The 19,088-nt window shown below is 72.4% G+C and carries 15 protein-coding genes and 1 pseudogene; 8 read left to right on the forward strand and 8 right to left on the reverse strand.

Annotated elements, in window-relative coordinates; genetic code table 11:
- Nucleotides 1-9: 9 nt before the first annotated feature.
- Together OG524_RS29630 and OG524_RS29635 are read left to right on the forward strand one after the other, a co-directional pair.
- Nucleotides 10-1,203 carry a glycine C-acetyltransferase gene (locus OG524_RS29630; protein ID WP_405387654.1) on the forward strand — a complete coding sequence of 398 codons (1,194 nt, stop codon included), beginning with the start codon at nucleotides 10-12 and terminating at the stop codon, nucleotides 1,201-1,203.
- Between the two features lie 34 nt (nucleotides 1,204-1,237).
- Complete coding sequence (locus OG524_RS29635) at nucleotides 1,238-2,143, forward strand: LysR family transcriptional regulator (RefSeq protein ID WP_405387653.1); 906 nt, start codon at nucleotides 1,238-1,240, stop codon at nucleotides 2,141-2,143.
- Nucleotides 2,144-2,207: 64 nt separating this feature from the next.
- Here OG524_RS29635 and OG524_RS29640 read toward each other — a convergent pair whose 3' ends face one another.
- Both OG524_RS29640 and OG524_RS29645 read right to left on the reverse strand, forming a co-directional pair.
- Nucleotides 2,208-2,759 (reverse strand): hypothetical protein, encoded by a 552-nt coding sequence (locus tag OG524_RS29640; RefSeq protein ID WP_405811992.1) that lies wholly within the window; start codon nucleotides 2,757-2,759, stop codon nucleotides 2,208-2,210.
- 48 nt (nucleotides 2,760-2,807) lie between these two features.
- Nucleotides 2,808-3,194, reverse strand: a complete 387-nt coding sequence (locus OG524_RS29645) for a VOC family protein (RefSeq protein WP_405387651.1) — start codon at nucleotides 3,192-3,194, stop codon at nucleotides 2,808-2,810.
- A gap of 107 nt (nucleotides 3,195-3,301) precedes the next feature.
- Between OG524_RS29645 and OG524_RS29650 the strand changes: the two are divergent.
- Nucleotides 3,302-3,945: pseudogene (locus OG524_RS29650) on the forward strand (nucleoside/nucleotide kinase family protein).
- 69 nt (nucleotides 3,946-4,014) lie between these two features.
- Nucleotides 4,015-5,145 (forward strand): aminopeptidase P family protein, encoded by a 1,131-nt coding sequence (locus OG524_RS29655; RefSeq protein WP_405387649.1) that lies wholly within the window; start codon nucleotides 4,015-4,017, stop codon nucleotides 5,143-5,145.
- Nucleotides 5,146-5,193: 48 nt separating this feature from the next.
- Here the strand turns inward: OG524_RS29655 and OG524_RS29660 are convergent, their stop codons facing one another.
- A complete protein-coding gene (locus OG524_RS29660) occupies nucleotides 5,194-6,210 on the reverse strand; it encodes an aldo/keto reductase (RefSeq protein WP_405811993.1) in 1,017 nt (338 codons plus the stop codon).
- A gap of 91 nt (nucleotides 6,211-6,301) precedes the next feature.
- Entirely contained in the window at nucleotides 6,302-8,062 is a 1,761-nt protein-coding gene (treZ, locus tag OG524_RS29665; RefSeq protein ID WP_405811994.1) for a malto-oligosyltrehalose trehalohydrolase, read from the reverse strand.
- A 200-nt stretch (nucleotides 8,063-8,262) separates the two neighbouring features.
- Here treZ and OG524_RS29670 point away from each other — a divergent pair, with 200 nt between their 5' ends.
- Entirely contained in the window at nucleotides 8,263-9,621 is a 1,359-nt protein-coding gene (locus OG524_RS29670) for a GH1 family beta-glucosidase (protein WP_405387646.1), read from the forward strand.
- A 15-nt stretch (nucleotides 9,622-9,636) separates the two neighbouring features.
- Here OG524_RS29670 and OG524_RS29675 read toward each other — a convergent pair whose 3' ends face one another.
- Nucleotides 9,637-10,545, reverse strand: coding sequence for a GNAT family N-acetyltransferase (locus OG524_RS29675; protein WP_405387645.1), 909 nt, complete (start codon nucleotides 10,543-10,545; stop codon nucleotides 9,637-9,639).
- 302 nt (nucleotides 10,546-10,847) lie between these two features.
- Between OG524_RS29675 and OG524_RS29680 the strand changes: the two genes are divergently transcribed.
- Entirely contained in the window at nucleotides 10,848-11,180 is a 333-nt protein-coding gene (locus OG524_RS29680; protein WP_405387644.1) for a hypothetical protein, read from the forward strand.
- A gap of 774 nt (nucleotides 11,181-11,954) precedes the next feature.
- Nucleotides 11,955-12,371 (forward strand): hypothetical protein, encoded by a 417-nt coding sequence (locus OG524_RS29685; RefSeq protein WP_405387643.1) that lies wholly within the window; start codon nucleotides 11,955-11,957, stop codon nucleotides 12,369-12,371.
- 89 nt (nucleotides 12,372-12,460) lie between these two features.
- Here the strand turns inward: OG524_RS29685 and OG524_RS29690 are convergent, their stop codons facing one another.
- Entirely contained in the window at nucleotides 12,461-13,414 is a 954-nt protein-coding gene (locus tag OG524_RS29690) for a GNAT family N-acetyltransferase (RefSeq protein ID WP_405387642.1), read from the reverse strand.
- 163 nt (nucleotides 13,415-13,577) lie between these two features.
- On the opposite strand from OG524_RS29690, the gene OG524_RS29695 reads away from it, so the two are divergent.
- The gene (locus tag OG524_RS29695) at nucleotides 13,578-14,144 is read left to right on the forward strand and encodes an FHA domain-containing protein (protein WP_405387641.1); all 567 of its coding nucleotides are present in this window, start codon (nucleotides 13,578-13,580) and stop codon (nucleotides 14,142-14,144) included.
- A 39-nt stretch (nucleotides 14,145-14,183) separates the two neighbouring features.
- On the opposite strand, the gene treY is transcribed toward OG524_RS29695, so the two are convergent.
- Together treY and glgX are read right to left on the reverse strand one after the other, a co-directional pair.
- Entirely contained in the window at nucleotides 14,184-16,589 is a 2,406-nt protein-coding gene (gene treY, locus OG524_RS29700; protein ID WP_405811995.1) for a malto-oligosyltrehalose synthase, read from the reverse strand.
- 118 nt (nucleotides 16,590-16,707) lie between these two features.
- A complete protein-coding gene (gene glgX / locus OG524_RS29705) occupies nucleotides 16,708-18,864 on the reverse strand; it encodes a glycogen debranching protein GlgX (RefSeq protein WP_405811996.1) in 2,157 nt (718 codons plus the stop codon).
- Nucleotides 18,865-19,088 lie beyond the last annotated feature (224 nt).

A 19,088-nucleotide genomic window follows, 5' to 3' on the forward strand; every position in this document is an offset into this window, starting at 1 on the left:
ACATCCTTCATGTTCGACTCCGTACGCGACGACCTGCGCACCACCCTCGACGAGATCCGCGACGCCGGACTCCAGAAGCCCGAGCGGGTCATCGGCACCCCGCAGTCCGCCACCGTCGGCGTCACCTCCGGAGGCCGCGCCGGTGAGGTCCTCAACTTCTGCGCCAACAACTACCTGGGCCTCGCCGACCACCCCGAAGTCGTCGCCGCCGCTCATGAGGCACTCGACCGCTGGGGCTACGGCCTCGCGTCCGTGCGCTTCATCTGCGGCACCCAGGAGGTCCACAAGGAGCTGGAGCAGCGGCTCTCGGCCTTCCTCGGCCAGGAGGACACGATCCTCTACTCCTCCTGCTTCGACGCCAACGGCGGAGTCTTCGAGACCCTCCTCGGCCCCGAGGACGCGGTGATCTCCGACGCCCTCAACCACGCCTCCATCATCGACGGCATCCGCCTCTCCAAGGCGAAGCGCCACCGCTACGCCAACCGCGACATGGCCGACCTGGAGCAGCAGCTCAAGGAGGCCTCCGGGGCCCGCCGGCGGCTCGTCGTCACCGACGGCGTCTTCTCCATGGACGGCTACGTCGCGCCGCTCGCGGAGATCTGCGACCTGGCCGACCGCTACGACGCCATGGTCATGGTCGACGACTCGCACGCCGTCGGCTTCGTCGGCCCCGGCGGCCGGGGCACCCCCGAGCTGCACGGCGTCATGGACCGCGTCGACATCATCACCGGCACGCTCGGCAAGGCACTGGGCGGCGCGTCCGGCGGCTACGTCGCGGCGCGCGCCGAGATCGTCGCACTGCTGCGCCAGCGCTCGCGCCCGTACCTCTTCTCCAACTCGCTCGCCCCGGTCATCGCCGCCGCCTCCCTCAAGGTCATCGACCTGCTCGAAGCCGCGGGCGACCTGCGCGAGCGGCTCAACGCCAACACCGCGCTCTTCCGCTCCCGGATGACTGAGGAGGGCTTCGACATCCTGCCCGGTGACCACGCCATCGCCCCCGTCATGATCGGGGACGCGGCGAAGGCAGGCCGGATGGCGGAGCTGCTCCTGGAGCGCGGTGTGTACGTGATCGGGTTCTCGTACCCCGTCGTCCCGCAGGGTGCCGCGCGCATCCGCGTCCAGCTCTCCGCCGCGCACTCCACCGACGACGTCAACCGCGCCGTGAACGCGTTCGTCGACGCGCGGGTCGCCCTGGGGGAGTAGTCGCCGGTCTCCGCCGACCTGGGACAATGAGCGCATGATCGATGCACGGCGGCTGCGCATTCTCCGTGCGGTGGCGGACCACCGCACGGTGACCGCGGCAGCCGCCGCGCTCTACCTCACTCCCTCCGCGGTCTCCCAGCAGCTCGCCGCCCTGGAGCAGGAGACCGGCCACCGGCTGGTCGAGCGCGGTGCGCGGGGCGCCCGGCTCACTGCGGCGGGGGAGATCCTGCTGACCCACGCCAACCTGGTGCTCGCCCAGCTGGAGCGGGCCGAGGCGGAACTCGCCGACTACGACGCGGGCGTCGCGGGGACGGTCACCGTCGCCGCGTTCGCCACCGGCATCGGCCTCGTCCTCGCCCCCGCCATCGCCGAACTGACCCGCACCGCCCCCGGCATCCGGGTCCGGGTGCAGGACGCCGAGGGCGACGCGAGCGTGCCCATGGTGCTGGACCGGCAGGTGGATGTCGCGGTCGCCGTCGAATACCGTGGCGCGCCCGGTGACGACGACCGGCGGCTGACCCGGGTGCCGCTGTACTCCGAGCCCTTCGACGCGGTGCTGCCGGTCGGCCACCGCCTCGCCGGCCAGGAACACGTCGCCGTCGCCGACCTCGCCGGGGACCCGTGGATCGGCCCGTACCCCGGCAACCCCTGCCACGACGTGGTCGTCCTGGCCTGCGAGTACGCCGGATTCGTACCCCGCCTGGAGCACTCGTCGGACGACTTCCACGCGGTGGTCGCACTGGCCGGCGCGGGCGCCGGGGTCGCGTTGGTGCCCCGCTCGGCGCTACGCGGCACGGAGCTCGGGGGTGTCGTCGTACGACCGGTGGAGGGCAGCGCCCCGACCCGGCGGGTGTTCGCCGCGGTACGTCAGGGCGCCGAGGGGCACCCGCTGATCAAGCCGGTGCTGGACGCGCTGGCGGCGGCAGCCGGACCGGCGTAGGGGCCGCGCCCTGAACCGCGTGCGGCCGGAAGCAAGGGTCTGTCGGCCCTACCGGGCGCACGCCTCACCCCGCGTCGACCACCTGGACGCCCGGGGCGAAGTACGCGACCGCGGCGGCCAGCGCGTCCCGGTCGAGGTGCCAGCCGCTGACGGCCCGTGAGGCCAGGGCCACGTCGGCGGGGACACCCGGTGCCAGGGCCCGCATCGTGGCCCGGGCCGCCCGGCCCTGGCCGGGGCCCGGCAGCGGGCCCGCGTCCGGGCGGCGGGCGACCCCCACCCAGGGGATGCCCTCGGCCGAATGCTGCTGCCAGAGGACGACGGCCGTGATGTCCTCCCAGGGGACATGGGCCGTGGTCGCCAGGTGACGCGCGGGCGACCCGCCGAGCAGCACCCCGGTCCCGTCCACCCGGAACGCCACCCTGCGGCTCATGGCCGTGAAAGCCATGAGCACGCCGCCGCCGCCGAACAGGACGAGCCCCAGGACCCGTTGGACCGGCGTGAAGTCACCCAGCACCAGGATCACGGTGAAGAGGGCGGACACGGCCAGGACCCCCACATTCCTGCGGTCCATGCCGTACCGCGCCTCGTACACCGGAGCCGTGCCCTCTGCTGCCATGCGGCGATCATGGCAAGGCCCGGTGCCGTTCGGGAAGAGCGGGGTGACTCAGGCGGGCTGAAGCAGGTCCCACCGGTTGCCGTACAGGTCCTCGAAGACCGCGACCGAGCCGTACACCTCGTGCCTCGGCTCCTCCAGGAAGCGCACCCCCGCGGCCCGCATCCGCTCGTGGTCGCCCGCGAAGTCCTCCGTGTGCAGGAAGAACCCGACCCGGCCGCCCGTCTGCGCCCCGACGCTCCCGGACTGGGCCGCGTCCTTGGCCCGGGCCAGCAGCAGACCCGTGCCCCCCGTGCCGCGCGGACGCACGACGACCCAGCGTGAACCGTCACCCCGGTCGGTGTCCTCCACCAGCTCGAACCCGAGGGCGTCCGTATAGAAGGAGAGGGCCTCGTCGTAGTCGTGGACGACCAGGGTGACCAGGGCGATGCGGGACATGGTGATCCTTCGGCACGGGGAGGGGACGACGACGCGTCCGGCACAGACTAGTTATACGTAACACTGCTCGGCGCCACACTAACGCCGTCCGGTGCGCGCCGGGGACAATGCCCTGCATGGACACGACCGACCTCGCCGAGCTGACGGCCCGCGCCCGCCGCTTCGCCGTCCCCGGCACCCGCCACGTCCTCGGCATCGCGGGAGCGCCCGGAGCCGGGAAGTCCACTCTGGTCGCCCGGCTCGTCGACTCCCTGGAGGGACGCGCGGTCCTCGTCCCGATGGACGGTTTCCACCTGGCAGGTGCCGAGCTGGACCGCCTCGGCCGGGCCGGCCGCAAGGGCGCCCCGGACACCTTCGACGCCGCCGGATACGTGGCCCTGCTCCGGCGGCTGCGGAACCCGAGGGACCCGGTCCGGTGTACGCGCCCGCGTTCGACCGGAGCCTGGAGGAGCCGATCGCCGGGGCCGTGCCCGTCCCCGGCGGCATCCCGCTCGTCGTGACCGAGGGCAACTACCTCCTCCTGGACGAGGAACCGTGGGCGGCGGTGCGCGGACTGCTCGACGAGGTGTGGTTCCTCGACCCCGATCCGGGCCTGCGGGTGCGCAGGCTCGTGGAACGCCATGTGCGGTTCGGCAAGCCACGTCCGCAGGCCGAGCGCTGGGTCGCCGTCTCCGACGAACCCAACGCCCGGCTGGTCGAGCGCGGCCGTGACCGGGCCGATCTCGTCGTACGGGTCGGCGACATGCCCTGAGCCTGGTCGCGCCCGGCGGACCGTACGGGCAGGATGCTGTGTGCCACGTCGCCCCGCCAGGAGGTCCACATGCCCAGCCCCGGCCAGCCCGTACCCTTCACCGCCGACGACTACCGGGCCCGGATGGTCCGCGCGGCCGAATCGGCCGAGGCCGCGGGGCTCGCGGGCGTCCTCGTGGCTCCGGGCCCCGACCTGGTCCACCTCACCGGCTACCGGCCGACCGCGGACACCGAGCGCCTCACCCTCCTCGTCCTGCGGGCCGGCCACGACCCCGTCCTCGTCGTCCCGGCCCTGGAGGCCCCGGACGCCGAACGCGCGACCGGAGCCCGCGCCCTCACCCTGAGCGACTGGAGCGACGCCTCGGATCCGTACGCCCTGACCGCCGGACTGCTCGACGGCGAGGGACGGTTCGGGGTCAGCGACAACACCTGGGCGCTGCACCTGCTCGCGCTGCAGCAGCGCCTCCCGGACACCTCCTACGCCTCGCTCACCGCCGCCCTGCCGATGCTGCGTGCCGTCAAGGACGCGGCCGAGCTGGAGCGGCTCACGGCGGCGGGTGCCGCGGCCGACGCCACGTACGAAGAAATCGTCAAAGTCCGTTTCTCCGGCCGCAGGGAGACCGAGGTCGCCGCCGATCTGGCCGCCCTCCTGAGGGAGTTCGGCCACTCGCAGGTCGACTTCACCGTGGTCGGCTCCGGCCCGAACGGTGCGAGTCCGCACCACGAGGCCGGTGACCGGACCATCGAGCGGGGCGACATGGTCGTCCTCGACTTCGGCGGCCTGAAGCACGGTTACGGCTCGGACACCTCCCGTACGGTCCACGTCGGCGAACCCACCGCCGAGGAGCAGCGGGTGCACGACGTCGTACGGGAGGCGCAGGAGGCGGGCTTCCGTGCGGTGCGGCCCGGGGTGGCCTGCCAGGACATCGACCGGGCGGCGCGCGCCGTGATCACCGAGTTCGGCTACGGCGAGCGCTTCATCCACCGCACCGGACACGGCATCGGCGTCACCACCCACGAACCGCCCTACATGATCGAGGGTGAGGAGCAGCCGCTCGTGCCCGGGATGTGTTTCTCGGTGGAGCCCGGTATCTATCTCCCGGGCCGCTTCGGCGTCCGCATCGAGGACATCGTCACGGTCACCGAGGACGGCGGCCGGCGGCTGAACACCACGTCGCGCGAGATGGCGATCGTGGACTAGCGGGGCCCGTCGGTCCCGCGGCCCGCGGTCACCGAGGGCGGCGGACCCTCAGTCCCGCGGCTCGCGGTCACGGAAGCGGTGCAGGACGTCGTACGGGTAGGGCAGCGGGCGCGCACTCGCCTCGTCCAGGCGCGCCAGCTGTTCCTGCGTCAGTTCCCAGCCCACCGCGCCCAGATTGTCGGTCAGCTGCTCGACCGTGCGGGCCCCGACGATCGGCGCGGTCACCCCGGGGCGGCCCAGGAGCCAGCGCAGCGCCACCTGCGCGGGGGTGCGCTCCGCCTCCTCGGCCACCGCGACCAGGGAGTCGACGACCCGCCAGGTCTCCTCGTTGTCCCGCTCACGCCAGGCCTCACGGCCCAGCTCCTCCTGGTAGCGGGCCTCACGGGTGCCCGGCGCCGCGGCCGTCATGCCCCGCCGGTACTTACCGGTCAGCCAGCCGCCCTGGAGCGGGCTCCAGGGGATGATGCCGACGCCCTCCGCCAGACTCACCGGGACGAGCTCCCACTCCAGCTCGCGGGCCAGCAGGTTGTAGAGCGGCTGGAGGCTCACACAGCGCTCCCAGCCGTTCCGCCCGGCCAGGTCCTGCGCGCGCTGGAGCTGGGAGGCGGAGAGGTTGCTCGCGCCGAGGTAGCGCACCTTCCCCGACGTCACCAGCGTGTCGAGCGTCGAGAGGGTCTCCTCGACGGGCGTCGTGGCGTCCCACACATGCGTCTGGTAGAGGTCGATGTACTCCGTGCCGAGCCGCCGCAGGCTCGCCTCCACGGCCGACACGATGTGCTTCCGGCTCAGCCCGCCCGCGTTGGGCGCCTCGCCCATCGTCCCGAACACCTTCGTGGCGACGACCAGATCGTCCCGCCGGCGGCCCTTGAGCCAGCGGCCGACGATCTCCTCGGAGGCGCCGCGGTGGTACACGTCCGCGGTGTCGACGAACGTTCCGCCCGCCTCCGTGAAGGTGTCCAGGATCCGGTGGGCGCTCGCCTCGTCGGTGTCCTGGCCGAAGGTCATGGCCCCCAGGCAGAGCTCGCCGACGCGCAGCCCCGAACGGCCGAGGAATCGCTGCTTCATCGGGTCTCCTTCGCTTGTTCCCGTTGCTCAGTGGTGAAGCTACGAGTTGAAGTGCACCCGAAGGCAAGGGACTTGGAACGGCCGGTCCTACTCAGCCGTCGGCCAGTACCACGCACGACTCCGGCGGCAGGTGCAGCAGCCCGTCGCCGTCCGGTGCGTCCACCGGATCCCAGGCCGCCAGCACCCGGCCCCCGCCGGTGCGGTGCCGGCCGCCGCCCAGCGCGATGGTGGCCGGCCTCCCCGACAGGTTGACCGCGATCCGCAGATCGCCCCTGCGGAACGCCAGCCAGCGGGCCTCCTCGTCGAACGCCGTCCTGACCGAGGCCAGATCGGGGTCCGAGAGGTCGGGCATGGCCCGGCGCAGCGTGATCAGCTCGCGGTACCAGGCCTGGAGGCGGGCGTGCGGCTCGCGCGCGGGCTCGCTCCAGTCGAGACAGGAACGGGCCCGGGTGCGCGGGTCCTGCGGGTCGGGGATGTCCTCCTCCGCCCAGCCGTGCGCCGCGAACTCCCGCCGCCTGCCCTCGCGTACGGCCCGGGCGAGCGCCGGGTCGGTGTGATCGGTGAAGAACTGCCACGGGGTACGGGCGCCCCACTCCTCGCCCATGAAGAGCATCGGGGTGAAGGGACCGGTGAGCACGAGGGCCGCCGCGCAGGCCTGGAGCCCGGGGGAGAGGCCGGCGGCGAGCCGGTCGCCGAGCGCCCGGTTGCCGATCTGGTCGTGGGTCTGGGCGTACCCGACGAAGCGGTGGGCCGGGGTGCGGGTGACGTCGACGGGACGGCCGTGCGTACGGCCCCGGAAGGCGGAGTACGTCCCGTCGTGGAAGAACCCGCCGGTCACGGTCTTGGCCAGGGCGGCCAGCGGGGCGACGGCGAAGTCGGCGTAGTAGCCCTGGGACTCACCGGTCAGCGCGGTGTGCAGGCAGTGGTGGAAGTCGTCGTTCCACTGGGCGTGCAGCCCGAGGCCGCCCTCCTCGCGCGGTGTGGTCGTGCGCGGGTCGCAGAGGTCGGACTCGGCGATCAGGGGGAGCGGGCGGCCCACCTCCGCCGCGAGGGCGTCGACGCACGTGGAGAGCTCCTCCAGGAAGGTGAGCGCCCGGCTGTCGGCCAGTGCGTGGACGGCGTCCAGGCGCAGCCCGTCCAGCCGGTAGTCCCGCAGCCAGGCGAGCGCGCTGCCCAGGAGGTAGGCGCGCACCTCGTCCGATCCGGGGGCGTCGAGGTTGACCGCCGGTCCCCAGGGGGTGTGATGCGTGTCCGTGAAGTACGGGCCGAAGGCCGGGAGGTGGTTTCCGGACGGGCCGAGGTGGTTGTGGACCACGTCCAGGACGACCGCGAGACCCAGCCCGTGCGCGGTGTCGACGAAGCGCTTCAGGCCCGCCGGACCACCGTACGGTTCGTGCACGGCCCACAGCGACACCCCTTCGTACCCCCACCCGTGGGTGCCGGGGAAGGGGCAGACGGGCATCAGCGACACATGGGTGATGCCGAGCTCGACGAGGTGCCCGAGGCGTCCGGCCGCGGCGTCGAAGGTGCCCGCGTCCGTGAACGTACCGATGTGCAGCTCGTACAGGACGGCACCCGGCAGTCCACGCCCCGTCCACGCGTTGCGCCAGGCGTACGCCGTCTGGTCCACGACCGCGCTCTCGCCGTCGGGACCGTCCGGCTGGCGGCGCGAACGCGGGTCGGGGAGCACGGGTCCGCCGTCGAGCGCGAAGCCGTAGCGGTCACCGTCTGCTGCCTCCGCCTCGGCCGTCCACCAGCCCTCCCGCAGCGGATCGCGCACCATCGGCCGGTGCCCGCCCGCCGTCCGCAGCACGGCCGAATCGGCCTCCGGCGCCCACACCTCGAACTGCATCCACCACTCCTCGTCCATGAACCGGAAGCCCGGCAACGGGCCCGTGCCCGGCGGAAGTCGCACTCGGGGCCCCGAGGACTGGAGCGGCCCGTTACTGGCGATTAGGGTCTGGTCCTGATCATTGCCCTACAGGGTTCTGCTCATACGTAGCGAACCCGGGCAGTAATCCAAGGTCCCTCTTACGGCTGCTGGAGTCCTGGATGACCGTGCCGACCTTCCCACCCGGTTTCCTCTGGGGAGCCTCCGCCTCCGCCTTCCAGACCGAAGGGGCGTTCGACGCCGACGGTAAGGGGCTCTCCGGCTGGGACGCCTTCGCCGCACAGCCGGGCCGGATCAAGGACGGCACCGACACCACCCGGGGCACCGGCTTCCACGAGCACTACCGCGAGGACGTCGCCCTGCTCGCCGGACTCGGGGCGGACGCCTTCCGCTTCTCCGTCAGCTGGCCCCGGGTCGTCCCCGGCGGCAGCGGCGCGCTCAACCCCGCCGGACTGGACTTCTACGACCGGCTCGTCGACGAACTCTGCGCCCACGGCATCACACCGGCCCCCACCCTCTACCACTGGGACACCCCGCTCCCGCTGGACGAGGCGGGCGGCTGGCTCAACCGGGACACCGCCTACCGCTTCGCCGAGTACGCGGGCATCGTCGCGGAGCGCCTCGCCGACCGGGTGCCCATGTGGATCACCATCAACGAACCGGCCGAGGTGACGATGCTCGGCTACGCGCTCGGCGAGCACGCACCGGGCCGCACCCTCCTCTTCGACGCGCTGCCCGCAGCCCACCACCAGCTGCTCGCCCACGGACTGGCCGTGCGGGCACTGCGTGCCGCCGGCGCCGACAACATCGGCATGGCGCTCTCCCACAGCCCCGTCTGGACGGCCGGGGACACCGAGGAGGACCGGCAGGGCGCGGAGCTCTACGACCTCCTGACCAACTGGCTGTTCGCCGACCCGGTCCTGACCGGCCGCTACCCCGACGAGGGCTTCGCCGCACTGATGCCGGGACCGGTCGAGGACGACCTCAAGGTGATCTCCACCCCGCTCGACTGGTACGGCGTCAACTACTACAACCCCACCCTCGTCGGCGCGCCGAGGCCCGAAGCCCTCGGCTCCTTCTCCGGATACACGATGCCCTCCGAACTCCCCTTCGGGATAAGGGAGATCGAGGGCTACGAGACGACCGACTTCGGCTGGCCCGTCGTCCCCGAGGGCCTCTCGGAGACGCTCGTCGGGCTGAAGGACCGCTTCGGTGACCGGCTGCCGCCCGTCTACATCACGGAGAACGGCTGCGCGGTCGACGAACCCGTCGCCGACGGCCGCCGCATCGCCTTCCTGGAAGGACACCTGGCGGCACTGCGGACGGCCATCGACGCGGGCGTCGACGTGCGCGGCTACTTCACCTGGTCACTCACCGACAACGTGGAGTGGACCGAAGGCGCCAGCAAGCGCTTCGGCCTCGTCCACATCGACTACGAGACCCTGCGGCGCACCCCCAAGGACTCGTACGCCTGGTACCGCGACGTGATCCGCGCCCAGCGCACCGGCGGCACGGACTGACGGGCGCTCACCCCCTCACACCAGGTGGACGCGCTCCTGCACGATGCGGTGACCGGCCCGGGCGAACGCGACGGCCATCGGCGTGTTGCCCCGATCGGTCGCACCCGCGATCGAGGTCGCGCCCCGCTCCGCCAGGAAGTGCGTGCTCTCGATCAGCAGGTCGTAGCCGTAGCCGTGACCACGGGCCTCCGGGACGACCCCGATGAAGCCGATGCACGGCCCGCCCGGATTCCGGGCGGGCACGTGGATCCCGGCGAGGGCGCCGTCCGGGGTGTACGCCAGCTGCCACCAGGAGCGCGGCGAGGGGCACCAGCGGAAAAAGTCGAGCTCCTCCCGGGCGGCCTGCTCCAGACCGCCCCCCTCGACGGCCCGCCGGGCATGGGCGTCCAGCGTCACGGAATGGACCCGGCGCAGGACCTCCAGGATCACCTCGTCGTCCGGCTCCGGCCGGAAGACCAGCCGGCCGGGCCGTTCGGGCAGACCGTCCGCGGGCGTCCACTCGTAGCGGTAGCGCTCGACCAGCAGCTCCAGGCCGGCCGCCTCCGCCGCGGCGACCCGGGCCGCGGCGGCGGCCCGCACCTCGGGCAGCTCCCGCCAGCCGGCCGGCACGATCAGCTCGTACTCGACGGACCACGGCGCCCGGCGCAGCAGTTCGGCCCCGGCCGCGTCCTCGCCCGGGGCGAAGTCGAAGTAGTTGAACAGCACGGGCTCGGTGTCCTCGGGCCCGCCCCACCAGGCGGCCCTGGCGACGACGACGCCGTCGCGCAGCGCGACCCAGGTCCACTCGGGGCGGTACTCACCGCCGTCCCGCACGGTGGCGTAGCGGTGGCCGAACGCGCCGCGGCCGACCAGGCAGGGGTCCTGCAGGGAATCAAAAAGATGTGCGTCGCTCTGGGTGAGCGCGCGAATGACCGTATCGGTCATGGATGTGTCCTCCGGGACTCGTGACAAGAAGCGTGGCGCTCCCGGTCAGACCGAGTCCGACACCGCCCTGCGGACGGAACGGGAGCGCGGGAACCATGCGGAACGCATCTCTCTCGCCTCCTTCCGGGTCCGGGGCCTGGCTGTCGCACCGACCCTACGACCTCCGGATCCGGCCGTCCACCGAATTACCTCGGGCCGGAAGGAGCACCGCCCGGCGCACCCGGAGGCGAACGCCTTTGTCCGGGGCGTCACGCCCTGGCATGGTTTTTCGTTGAGCTTTCATGGCCTACGGGGGGAAAGTCATGCTGCGTATCCATTTCACCGGTAGTGATCTGGAAGGCGTGCGTATCGCGCGCCGCCCGGACCCGCTCTGGGAGATCGTGTGCAGCCTGTGCCGCCTGCAGGCGCGGGAGGGCGCCGTCGCCTTCGACCCGTGGCGGCGGACGGCCCGTGAACTGGTGCACCGGGGCGGGACGGCCCGGGAGGCGGCGTCGGCGCTGTGCAGTCTGGTGCCGCGCGCCGCCTACTTCCCGGACTTCCTCACCCCGCCCGCCGAGAAGGGGGTCCCGCCGATCTCCGGGCGGGCATCGACCGGGTGCTCGCGACGCCACGACGCCGACTGCGTGACGAGCTGACCCTGTTGACGGCGGGCAGGGGACGGCCGTGGGCGGGCGCCGAGCTGGCACGCGGCGACACCGCCGCGCTGGCCGCGCTGGGCGACAACCTCCGCACCTACCACCGGGAGTTCATCGCGCCCCTGTGGAACCGCATCGTCGCGGCCGCGGCGGCTGACCTGGCCCTGCGCACCCGCGCCCTCGTGGACGGCGGGACGCGGGCGCTCCTGAACAGTCTGCGGCCGACGGCGGTGTGGGAGCCGCCCGTGCTGACGGTCGACTACCCGGTCGAGCGCGATCTGCACCTACGGGGCCGCGGCCTGCTGCTGGTCCCCTCGTACTTCTGCTGGCGGCGCCCCGTGACCCTGGCCGACGACGGGCCGCGGCCGGTCCTCGTCCACCCGGTCGACAAGGTCCTCCCGGCCCCCGCCGCCCCCACGGCGTCGCTGGACCGTCTGCTGGGGCCACCCGCGCGGCACTCCTGTACGAGGCGGCCGTGCTCGCCCTGCCCCACCACCTCCGAACTCGCCGAGGCGACAGGGGTGTCCCTGCCGAGAGTCAGCCAGCAGCTCGCCGTCCTGAGGGAGGGCGGACTCGTCGTGTCCCGGCGCGACGGCAAGCGCGCACTGCACACCGCGACCCCCTGGGCCGACGCCTCGTCGAGGGTCTCTGACACTGGTTCCGGATGTCGTCGGCCGACGATTTGGCCGGAGCCAAAACCACGCGCACGTGGCGCCCGCGCCATCGCATCCTGCTGCGAGAAGCACAACAGCTCACATTCCAGGGGGAATCCACATGCGCACACGCACCGTTCTCGCCGCGGCCACCACCACGGCCGCCCTGCTCACCGCCGGCCTGGTTCCCGCAGCCGCCGCCCCGGCTCCCGCCGCCCCGAGCGCGGCGGCGGTCTCTCCGGCCGCGGACTTCTTCTGCACCTCGGGTCCGGGCTACACCTGCCCCACCGGCAACCTGTGCGCCCGCGTACGGGACCCGACGGTCGGCAAGTACAAGGTGTTCAAGTTCTACAACTGCAACACCTACGCGCTCTCGAACTGGGAGGACACCGGAGGCTACGCGAACCGGCAGACCGGCAGCCGCGCGACGGCGAAGTTCTACGGACAGTCCGGCAACGTCCTGAGAAGCGTGCCGGTCGGGGAGTCCATCCAGGGCTACGGCTGGTCCCCGGTGTGGAAGATCCGCAACTGCTACTGACCGGGCCGCAGCGGGCCCGATCCCGTGACGTACGGAGCCGGCCGGTCCGCCCGCCTTCGAGCGGGCCGGCCGGCTCCGGCGTACGTGGTTCAGTCCCACACCATGTCGAACGAGCGCTCGAAGTTGACGTATCCCAGGCGTGCGAACGACTTCGCCATCGGGACGTTGCCCAGATCCGTCGCGGCCCTGATCCGCTCGACGCCCTGCGCGGCGAGCACCCGGGTGCCCTCGGTGAGGATGTCGTCGATGTAACCGTTGCCCCGGTGCACGGGCAGCACCCCGATGTACGCGATCATCGGGTGGTAGTTGTTGCGCGCGGGGACGACGAATCCGACCGGCACCCCGTTCGGCAGTTCCGCGATCCGCCACCATTCCTGAGGGGTCGACAGGTCCGCGAACTCCTCGTCGTACTGCTTCTCCGCCGCCTCGCGGGCGGTCAGCCCCGACGCGAGGTCCGCCTGGCCGTGCGCGTCCAGGGTGCCCTCCATCACCGGGGTCATCAGCGCGACCAGGTCCTCACGGCCGGTGACCGGACGGAACACCAGCCGGCCCGAGTCCTCCGGCACGGGTGTGCCCGCACGCCACTCCAGGCGCAGCCGCTCGACGAGCAGCCGGGCGCCGTTCGCCTCCATCACCCGCATCCGGGCCTCGACGACCTCGCGCGCCGCAGGGTCCTCACGCCAGTCGGGTGGGAGGTACCGGCCGTACTCGGGCCGCTTTGACCCGGCGGGCAGGACCGTGGCGCTCGCAGTCTCCAGCAGTCGCAGCCCGATCGCGCCGCGCTCCGGCTCCGGCAGCGTGTCGTCCAGGTCGAAGAAGTCCAGCAGCTGCGGTGCGGAGCCTTCCCGGCCCGTCCACCAGGCGATACGGGCCACGACCCGGTCGCCGAGCAGCGCCACCCACATCCACTCGGGGCGACGGCGGCCGGTGGCGAGATCGTCCTCGAGCTCGTGGTCCAGGACGTAGGAAAGACGGCAGAAGAGACCCAGCTCGTCCGCTCCGGTGAGCGGACGGACGGTCAGTTCCGGTGGTGCAGGGGTCACAAAGGCTCCTGGGTGCCATAGGCGCCGGCAAGGGCCGACAGCGGGCGACCCTAACAACGCAGAGCGTTTGGCCGCCCGGAATTATGTGCTGCCGCGCAGGTCAGGAGGGACGAAAGAGGAGTTCTTCTGGACACCCCGGGCCTGTCGGGCCGACAATCGCACTGTGACGTCCTCCTTCGAGTCCCACACGTATCCCGCGCGGCTGTCCGACGCCCAGCGCGACCGTGTCCTCGGCGTGCTCAGAGACGGCGCGGCGCAGGGAAAGCTCTCCCACGACACGTTCCTGCGGCGTATGGAACTGGCCCTGACGGCCCGGCGCTCCGAGGAGCTGGCGGCGCTCACCTCCGACCTGGAGAGCCGGGGACGCTGGTCCCGCCGGCTGCACCGCGCGGTGGGCGGTGTCTCCGCCTTTCCCGCGGGGGTGCGCAGGGCCTGGCAGTCCGAACGGCTTCCCAAACTCCTGCTGCCCGTGCCCGGACCGCACCCGCTGCGCATCGGCCGCGACCCGGGCAACGGACTGCGGCTCAGCCACGAGACGGTGTCCCGGCTGCACGCCGAGCTGACCGCGCACGGCAGCCGGTGGATCCTGCGCGACCTCGGCTCGACCAACGGCACCTGCGTCAACGGCCAGCGGGTCATCGGCGCCGCCGCGGTCCGCGACGGCGACCAGGTCAGCTTCGGCCGGATGACCTTCCGGCTCTCCGCACCCCTGCCGGTGCCCCCGGCCTGAACGGTCCCCGGGGCCTGGCGTCCCCGGCTGCCGGGCGGCTCACCCGTGGTCCGTGCCCGCTCCTCCCGCCGCCCTCACGAGCAGCGCCACCGGCCGCTGCGCGAAGAGCTCCGCCACCGCGACCGCCCGCCCGGTGAACCCCCGCCCCGGGGACAGGAGATCCCGCCACGGACCCTCGTCCGGCAGCGTCAGCTCCGTATCGCCCCAGCCGCCCTCCTCGGTGAGCCGCAGCGACAGCCGGGTCACCGCGGTGACCGCCTCGCCCGACCGGCAGAACGCCACACAATGGGCGGCCGCACGGCCCCGGGCGGCCAGCGGGGCGTACGTCCCCGACTCGCCGAACACCTCCGGACGCTCCCGCCGCAGGCGCAGCGCCGCAGCCGTGAGGTCCGCCTTCTCGTCGCGCCCCCCGGCGGGCCGGGCGAAGGGACGCCGGTTGTCCGGGTCGACCAGCGCGATGTACTCCCGCTCCGTGCCCTGGTACAGATCGGGCACGCCCGGCATCGTCAGGTGCACCAGCGCGGCCCCCAGCACATTGGCCCGCACGAACGGGGTGAGCGTCTCCGCGAACCGGGTCAGCGTCGTCCGTGCCTCGCCCGCGTCACTTCCGGGACCGGCCGCCACGAAGTCCGTCACCGCCCGCTCGTACGCCGGATCCCGCTCGGTCCAGCTGGTGAACAGGCCCGCCTCGCGCGCGGCCTTCAGCAGGGCCGGCTCCAGCCGGCCCGCCATCTCCCCGGCCGGCAGGCCCGCGCAGCCGTACGCCGACTGCCAGGCCTGCCAAGCCAGTTGGGGATCCGGGGCGGCGGCGGACGTCGCCCGGGTCAGTTGCGCCACCAGGGAGGACCACCGCTCGGGGCACTCGGACAGCACCGCGATCCTGGCCCGCACGTCCCCGCTGCGCTTGGTGTCGTGCGTGGTCAGCACCGTGCCGGTGGCCGGCCAGTCACGGGCGATCCGTGCGCAGAAGGCATGGAACTCCTCCGGGCTCACCGCCGGCTGCCCCGGATCGCCGCCCACCTCCGCCGCCGAGATCAGCGGGACGTAACGGTAGAACGCCGTGTCCTCCACCGACTTGGCGTGCAGCGCGGACGCCGTCTGCGCGAACCGGGCGCAGAACGCCGCGTGCTCCGGCCCCTCACCGAGCAGGCCCAGCGCCAGCCCCCGCACCACGTCGACGGCCGACGCCTCCTCCGGCACCGAGAACACCGCCTTGGCGTCCCGCACCGCCTCGGGCGGCAGCGCCGACTCCGCGATCTCCGTGAGCGGGCCGCCCACGGTGACGTACGGACGGTAGACCGGGACCCGGACCAGCAGCTCGCGCACCGCCGTGCGCAGCGCCCACGGCGCGTGGTCCCGCAGCGCGGGGTCCCCGGCACAGGCCCGGACGGCGAGACGGGTCAGCCAGTCGGTCTCGGCGGCCAGCTCATGGGTGACCACACGGTACGCCGCCCGGCGGACCGTCGCCGTCCAGTAGCCGCCCCGGTCCCCGGGCGGGCCCGCGAAGTCCCGGTACCGGCCGAGCAGGTCCGCCGCGCCCATCGGATCGGTGAACAGCCCGTCGATCCGGTGCAGCGCGTCGTACCCGGTCGTCCCCGCGACCGCCCAGCCGGCCGGCAGCACCTCGGAGCCGGTGAGGATCTTCTCGACCACGGTCCACCGCCCGTCGGTGGCCGCAGCCAGCCGCTCCAGATACCCGGCGGGGTCCGCCAGCCCGTCCGGATGGTCGATGCGGAGACCGTCCGCGACACCCTCGATGATCAGCCCGAGGACCTTGTCGTGGGTGGCGGCGAAGACCTCCAGGTGCTCCACCCGGACCCCGATCAGATCGGAGACGGTGAAGAACCGCCGGTAGTTCAGCTCCGTACGGGCCAGGCGCCACCAGCCGAGCCGGTAGTGCTGGGCGTCGAGAAGCTCCGGCAACGGCAGGCCCGCCGTGCCCTCGCGCAGCGGGAACTCCAGGTCGCCGTAGCGCAGCACCGGCGAACCGTCGTCCCGGGCACCGACCTCGAAGCGGCCGAGCTCCTCACCGATCCGCCCCGCGAGCACCGGCAGCAGCACCCTGCCGCCCCCCGCCTCCCAGTCGATGTCGAACCACCGGGCGTACGGGGACTCCGGCCCCTCGCGCAGTACCTCCCACAGCGGCAGGTTGTGCCGGGGCGCGGCGGCCATGTGGTTGGGCACCAGGTCCAGGACCAGCCCGAGGCCGTGCGCCCGGGCCGTGACGGAGAGCAGCCGCAGCCCCTCCTCGCCGCCCAGCTCGGCCCGCACCCGGCTGTGGTCGACGACGTCGTAGCCGTGCCCGGAGCCCGGCACGGCCTCCAGGACGGGGGACAGGTGCAGATGGGAGACGCCGAGCTCGGCGAGATACGGCACGGTGTCCGCCGCGGCGGCGAACGGGAAGTCCGGCTGGAGCTGCAGCCGGTACGTGGCGGTGGGCGTCATGGGGACGTACGTACCCACACTGACGGCTTCTGTGTCACCGAACGGGTCACCGGGGCACCTGCGCCGCCCCGTTGACCCGTTCGGCCCAAGAGCCTGCCGGGTACCTCGGGTCCGGCGCCTACGCCGGGCGCTGGAGCACCGTCAGGCTGCGCCCGACCAGGGTCACCCGGTCGCCCGCCGACACCTTCGGGCCCGCACTCGGCGGTACTCCGTCCGGGATCGCCGTGTCCACGACGACCTGCCACCGCCGCCCGTGGTTCACCGGGACCGTGAACACCAGGGTCTCGGCGCCCGCGTTGAACATCAGGAGGAACGAGTCGTCGGAGATCCGCTCGCCGCGCGGCCCCGGTTCCGAGATCGCGTGCCCGTTCAGGAAGACCGTCATCGCCTTGGCGTGCGCGGCCTGCCAGTCCCGCTGCGTCATCTCCTCACCCCTGGGGGTGAACCAGGCGATGTCGGAGAGCTCGTCGTGGGTGCCCTCCACCGGGCGGCCGTGGAAGAAGCGCCTGCGCCGGAAGACCGGGTGGTCACGGCGCAGCCAGACCATCGCCCGGGTGAACTCCAGCAGGCTCCGGTCACAACCGCCGCCCTCCGCGCCCTCGGCCTCCGGGTCGTGGGTCGCGACCGGATCGGGCCAGTGGACCCAGGAGAGCTCGTTGTCCTGGCAGTACCCGTTGTTGTTGCCCCGCTGGGTCCGGGCGAACTCGTCGCCGTGGCTCAGCATGGGCACGCCCTGGGAGAGCATCAGCGTGGCGATGAAGTTGCGCATCTGACGGCTGCGCAGCTCCAGCACCTCCTTGTCCTCGGTCTCCCCCTCCGCACCGCAGTTCCAGGAGCGGTTGTGGCTCTCGCCGTCCCTGTTGCCCTCGCCGTTGGCGTCGTTGCGCTTGTCGTTGTACGAGACCAGGTCGTGCAGCGTGAAGCCGTCGTGGCAGGTGGTGAAGTTGATCGAGGCCAGCGGGCGCCGGCCGTCGTCCTGGTAGAGGTCGGAGGATCCCGTGAGCCGCCCGGCGAACTCCGCCAGCGTCCGGGGCTCGCCCCGCCACAGGTCGCGCACCGTGTCCCGGTACTTGCCGTTCCACTCGGTCCACAGCGGCGGGAAGTTCCCCACCTGGTAGCCGCCCTCGCCCACGTCCCACGGCTCGGCGATCAGCTTCACCTGGCTCACCACCGGGTCCTGCTGCACCAGGTCGAAGAACGACGACAGCCGGTCGACCTCGTGGAACTGCCGCGCGAGCGTCGCCGCCAGATCGAAGCGGAAGCCGTCCACATGCATCTCGGTCACCCAGTACCGCAGCGAGTCCATGATCAGCTGCAGGACGTGCGGCGACCGCATGAGCAGGGAGTTCCCGGTGCCCGTGGTGTCCATGTAGTACCGCTGGTCGTCCGCCAGCCGGTAGTACGAGGCGTTGTCGAGCCCGCGGAAGGAGAGCGTCGGCCCCAGGTGGTTGCCCTCGGCCGTGTGGTTGTAGACCACGTCGAGGATCACCTCGATGCCCGCCTGGTGCAGGGCCTTCACGGCCTGCTTGAACTCCAGCACCTGTTCGCCGCGGTCGCCCCAGGACGCGTACGCGTTGTGCGGGGCGAAGAAACCGATGGTGTTGTAGCCCCAGTAGTTGGCGAGGCCCGCGTCGGCGAGACGGTGGTCCTGGACGAACTGGTGCACCGGCATCAGCTCGATCGCCGTGACACCCAGCTCCGTGAGGTGGGCGATGATCTCGGGGTGTGCCAGCCCGGCGTACGTACCGCGCAGCTCCTCGGGCAGACCCGGGTGAAGCATCGTCAGGCCCTTCACATGGGCCTCGTAGATCACCGTGCGGTGGTAGTCCGTACGCGGACGGCGGTCGTCGCCCCAGTCGAAGTACGGATTGATCACCACCGAGCTCATGGTGTGCGGTGCCGAGTCCAGGTCGTTGCGTGCGTCCGGCCGGCCGAACGGGTAGCCGTACACCTCCTCGCCCCACCGGATCTGCCCGGAGATCGCACGCGCGTACGGATCGAGGAGCAGCTTCGCCGAGTTGCACCGCTGCCCGTGCTGCGGCTCGTACGGGCCGTGCACCCGGAAGCCGTACCGCTGACCCGGCATCACCCCGGGCAGGTAGGCGTGGCGGACGAAGGCATCGGTCTCGCGGAGCTCCACCGCCGTTTCTGAACCGTCGTCGTGCAGCAGGCACAACTCGATTCGGTCGGCGGCCTCCGAGAAGACCGCGAAGTTGGTCCCGGCGCCGTCGTACGTGGCGCCGAGGGGATACGCCTGTCCCGGCCAGACCTGCATAGATAGGACTCTTCCACTTCTGATCCGGGTGCGGGGGTTATTGACCCGATACTCCCCGAAAGATGGGCCCGTACCTAGTACGTCGGCCGGTGCGGCCGGGTCCCGTCGGCGCGGCCGTGACGCGCCGGTCAACTTCGTGCACGCCGGTGTCGCCCGGAGAGGGGGTGTGGAGGACAGATGCACCCCCTCGTCCGGTATGCGGCATGCGAGAGGGTGTCCAAACG

Source organism: Streptomyces sp. NBC_01520 (assembly GCF_045040375.1).
GTDB lineage: Bacteria > Actinomycetota > Actinomycetes > Streptomycetales > Streptomycetaceae > Streptomyces.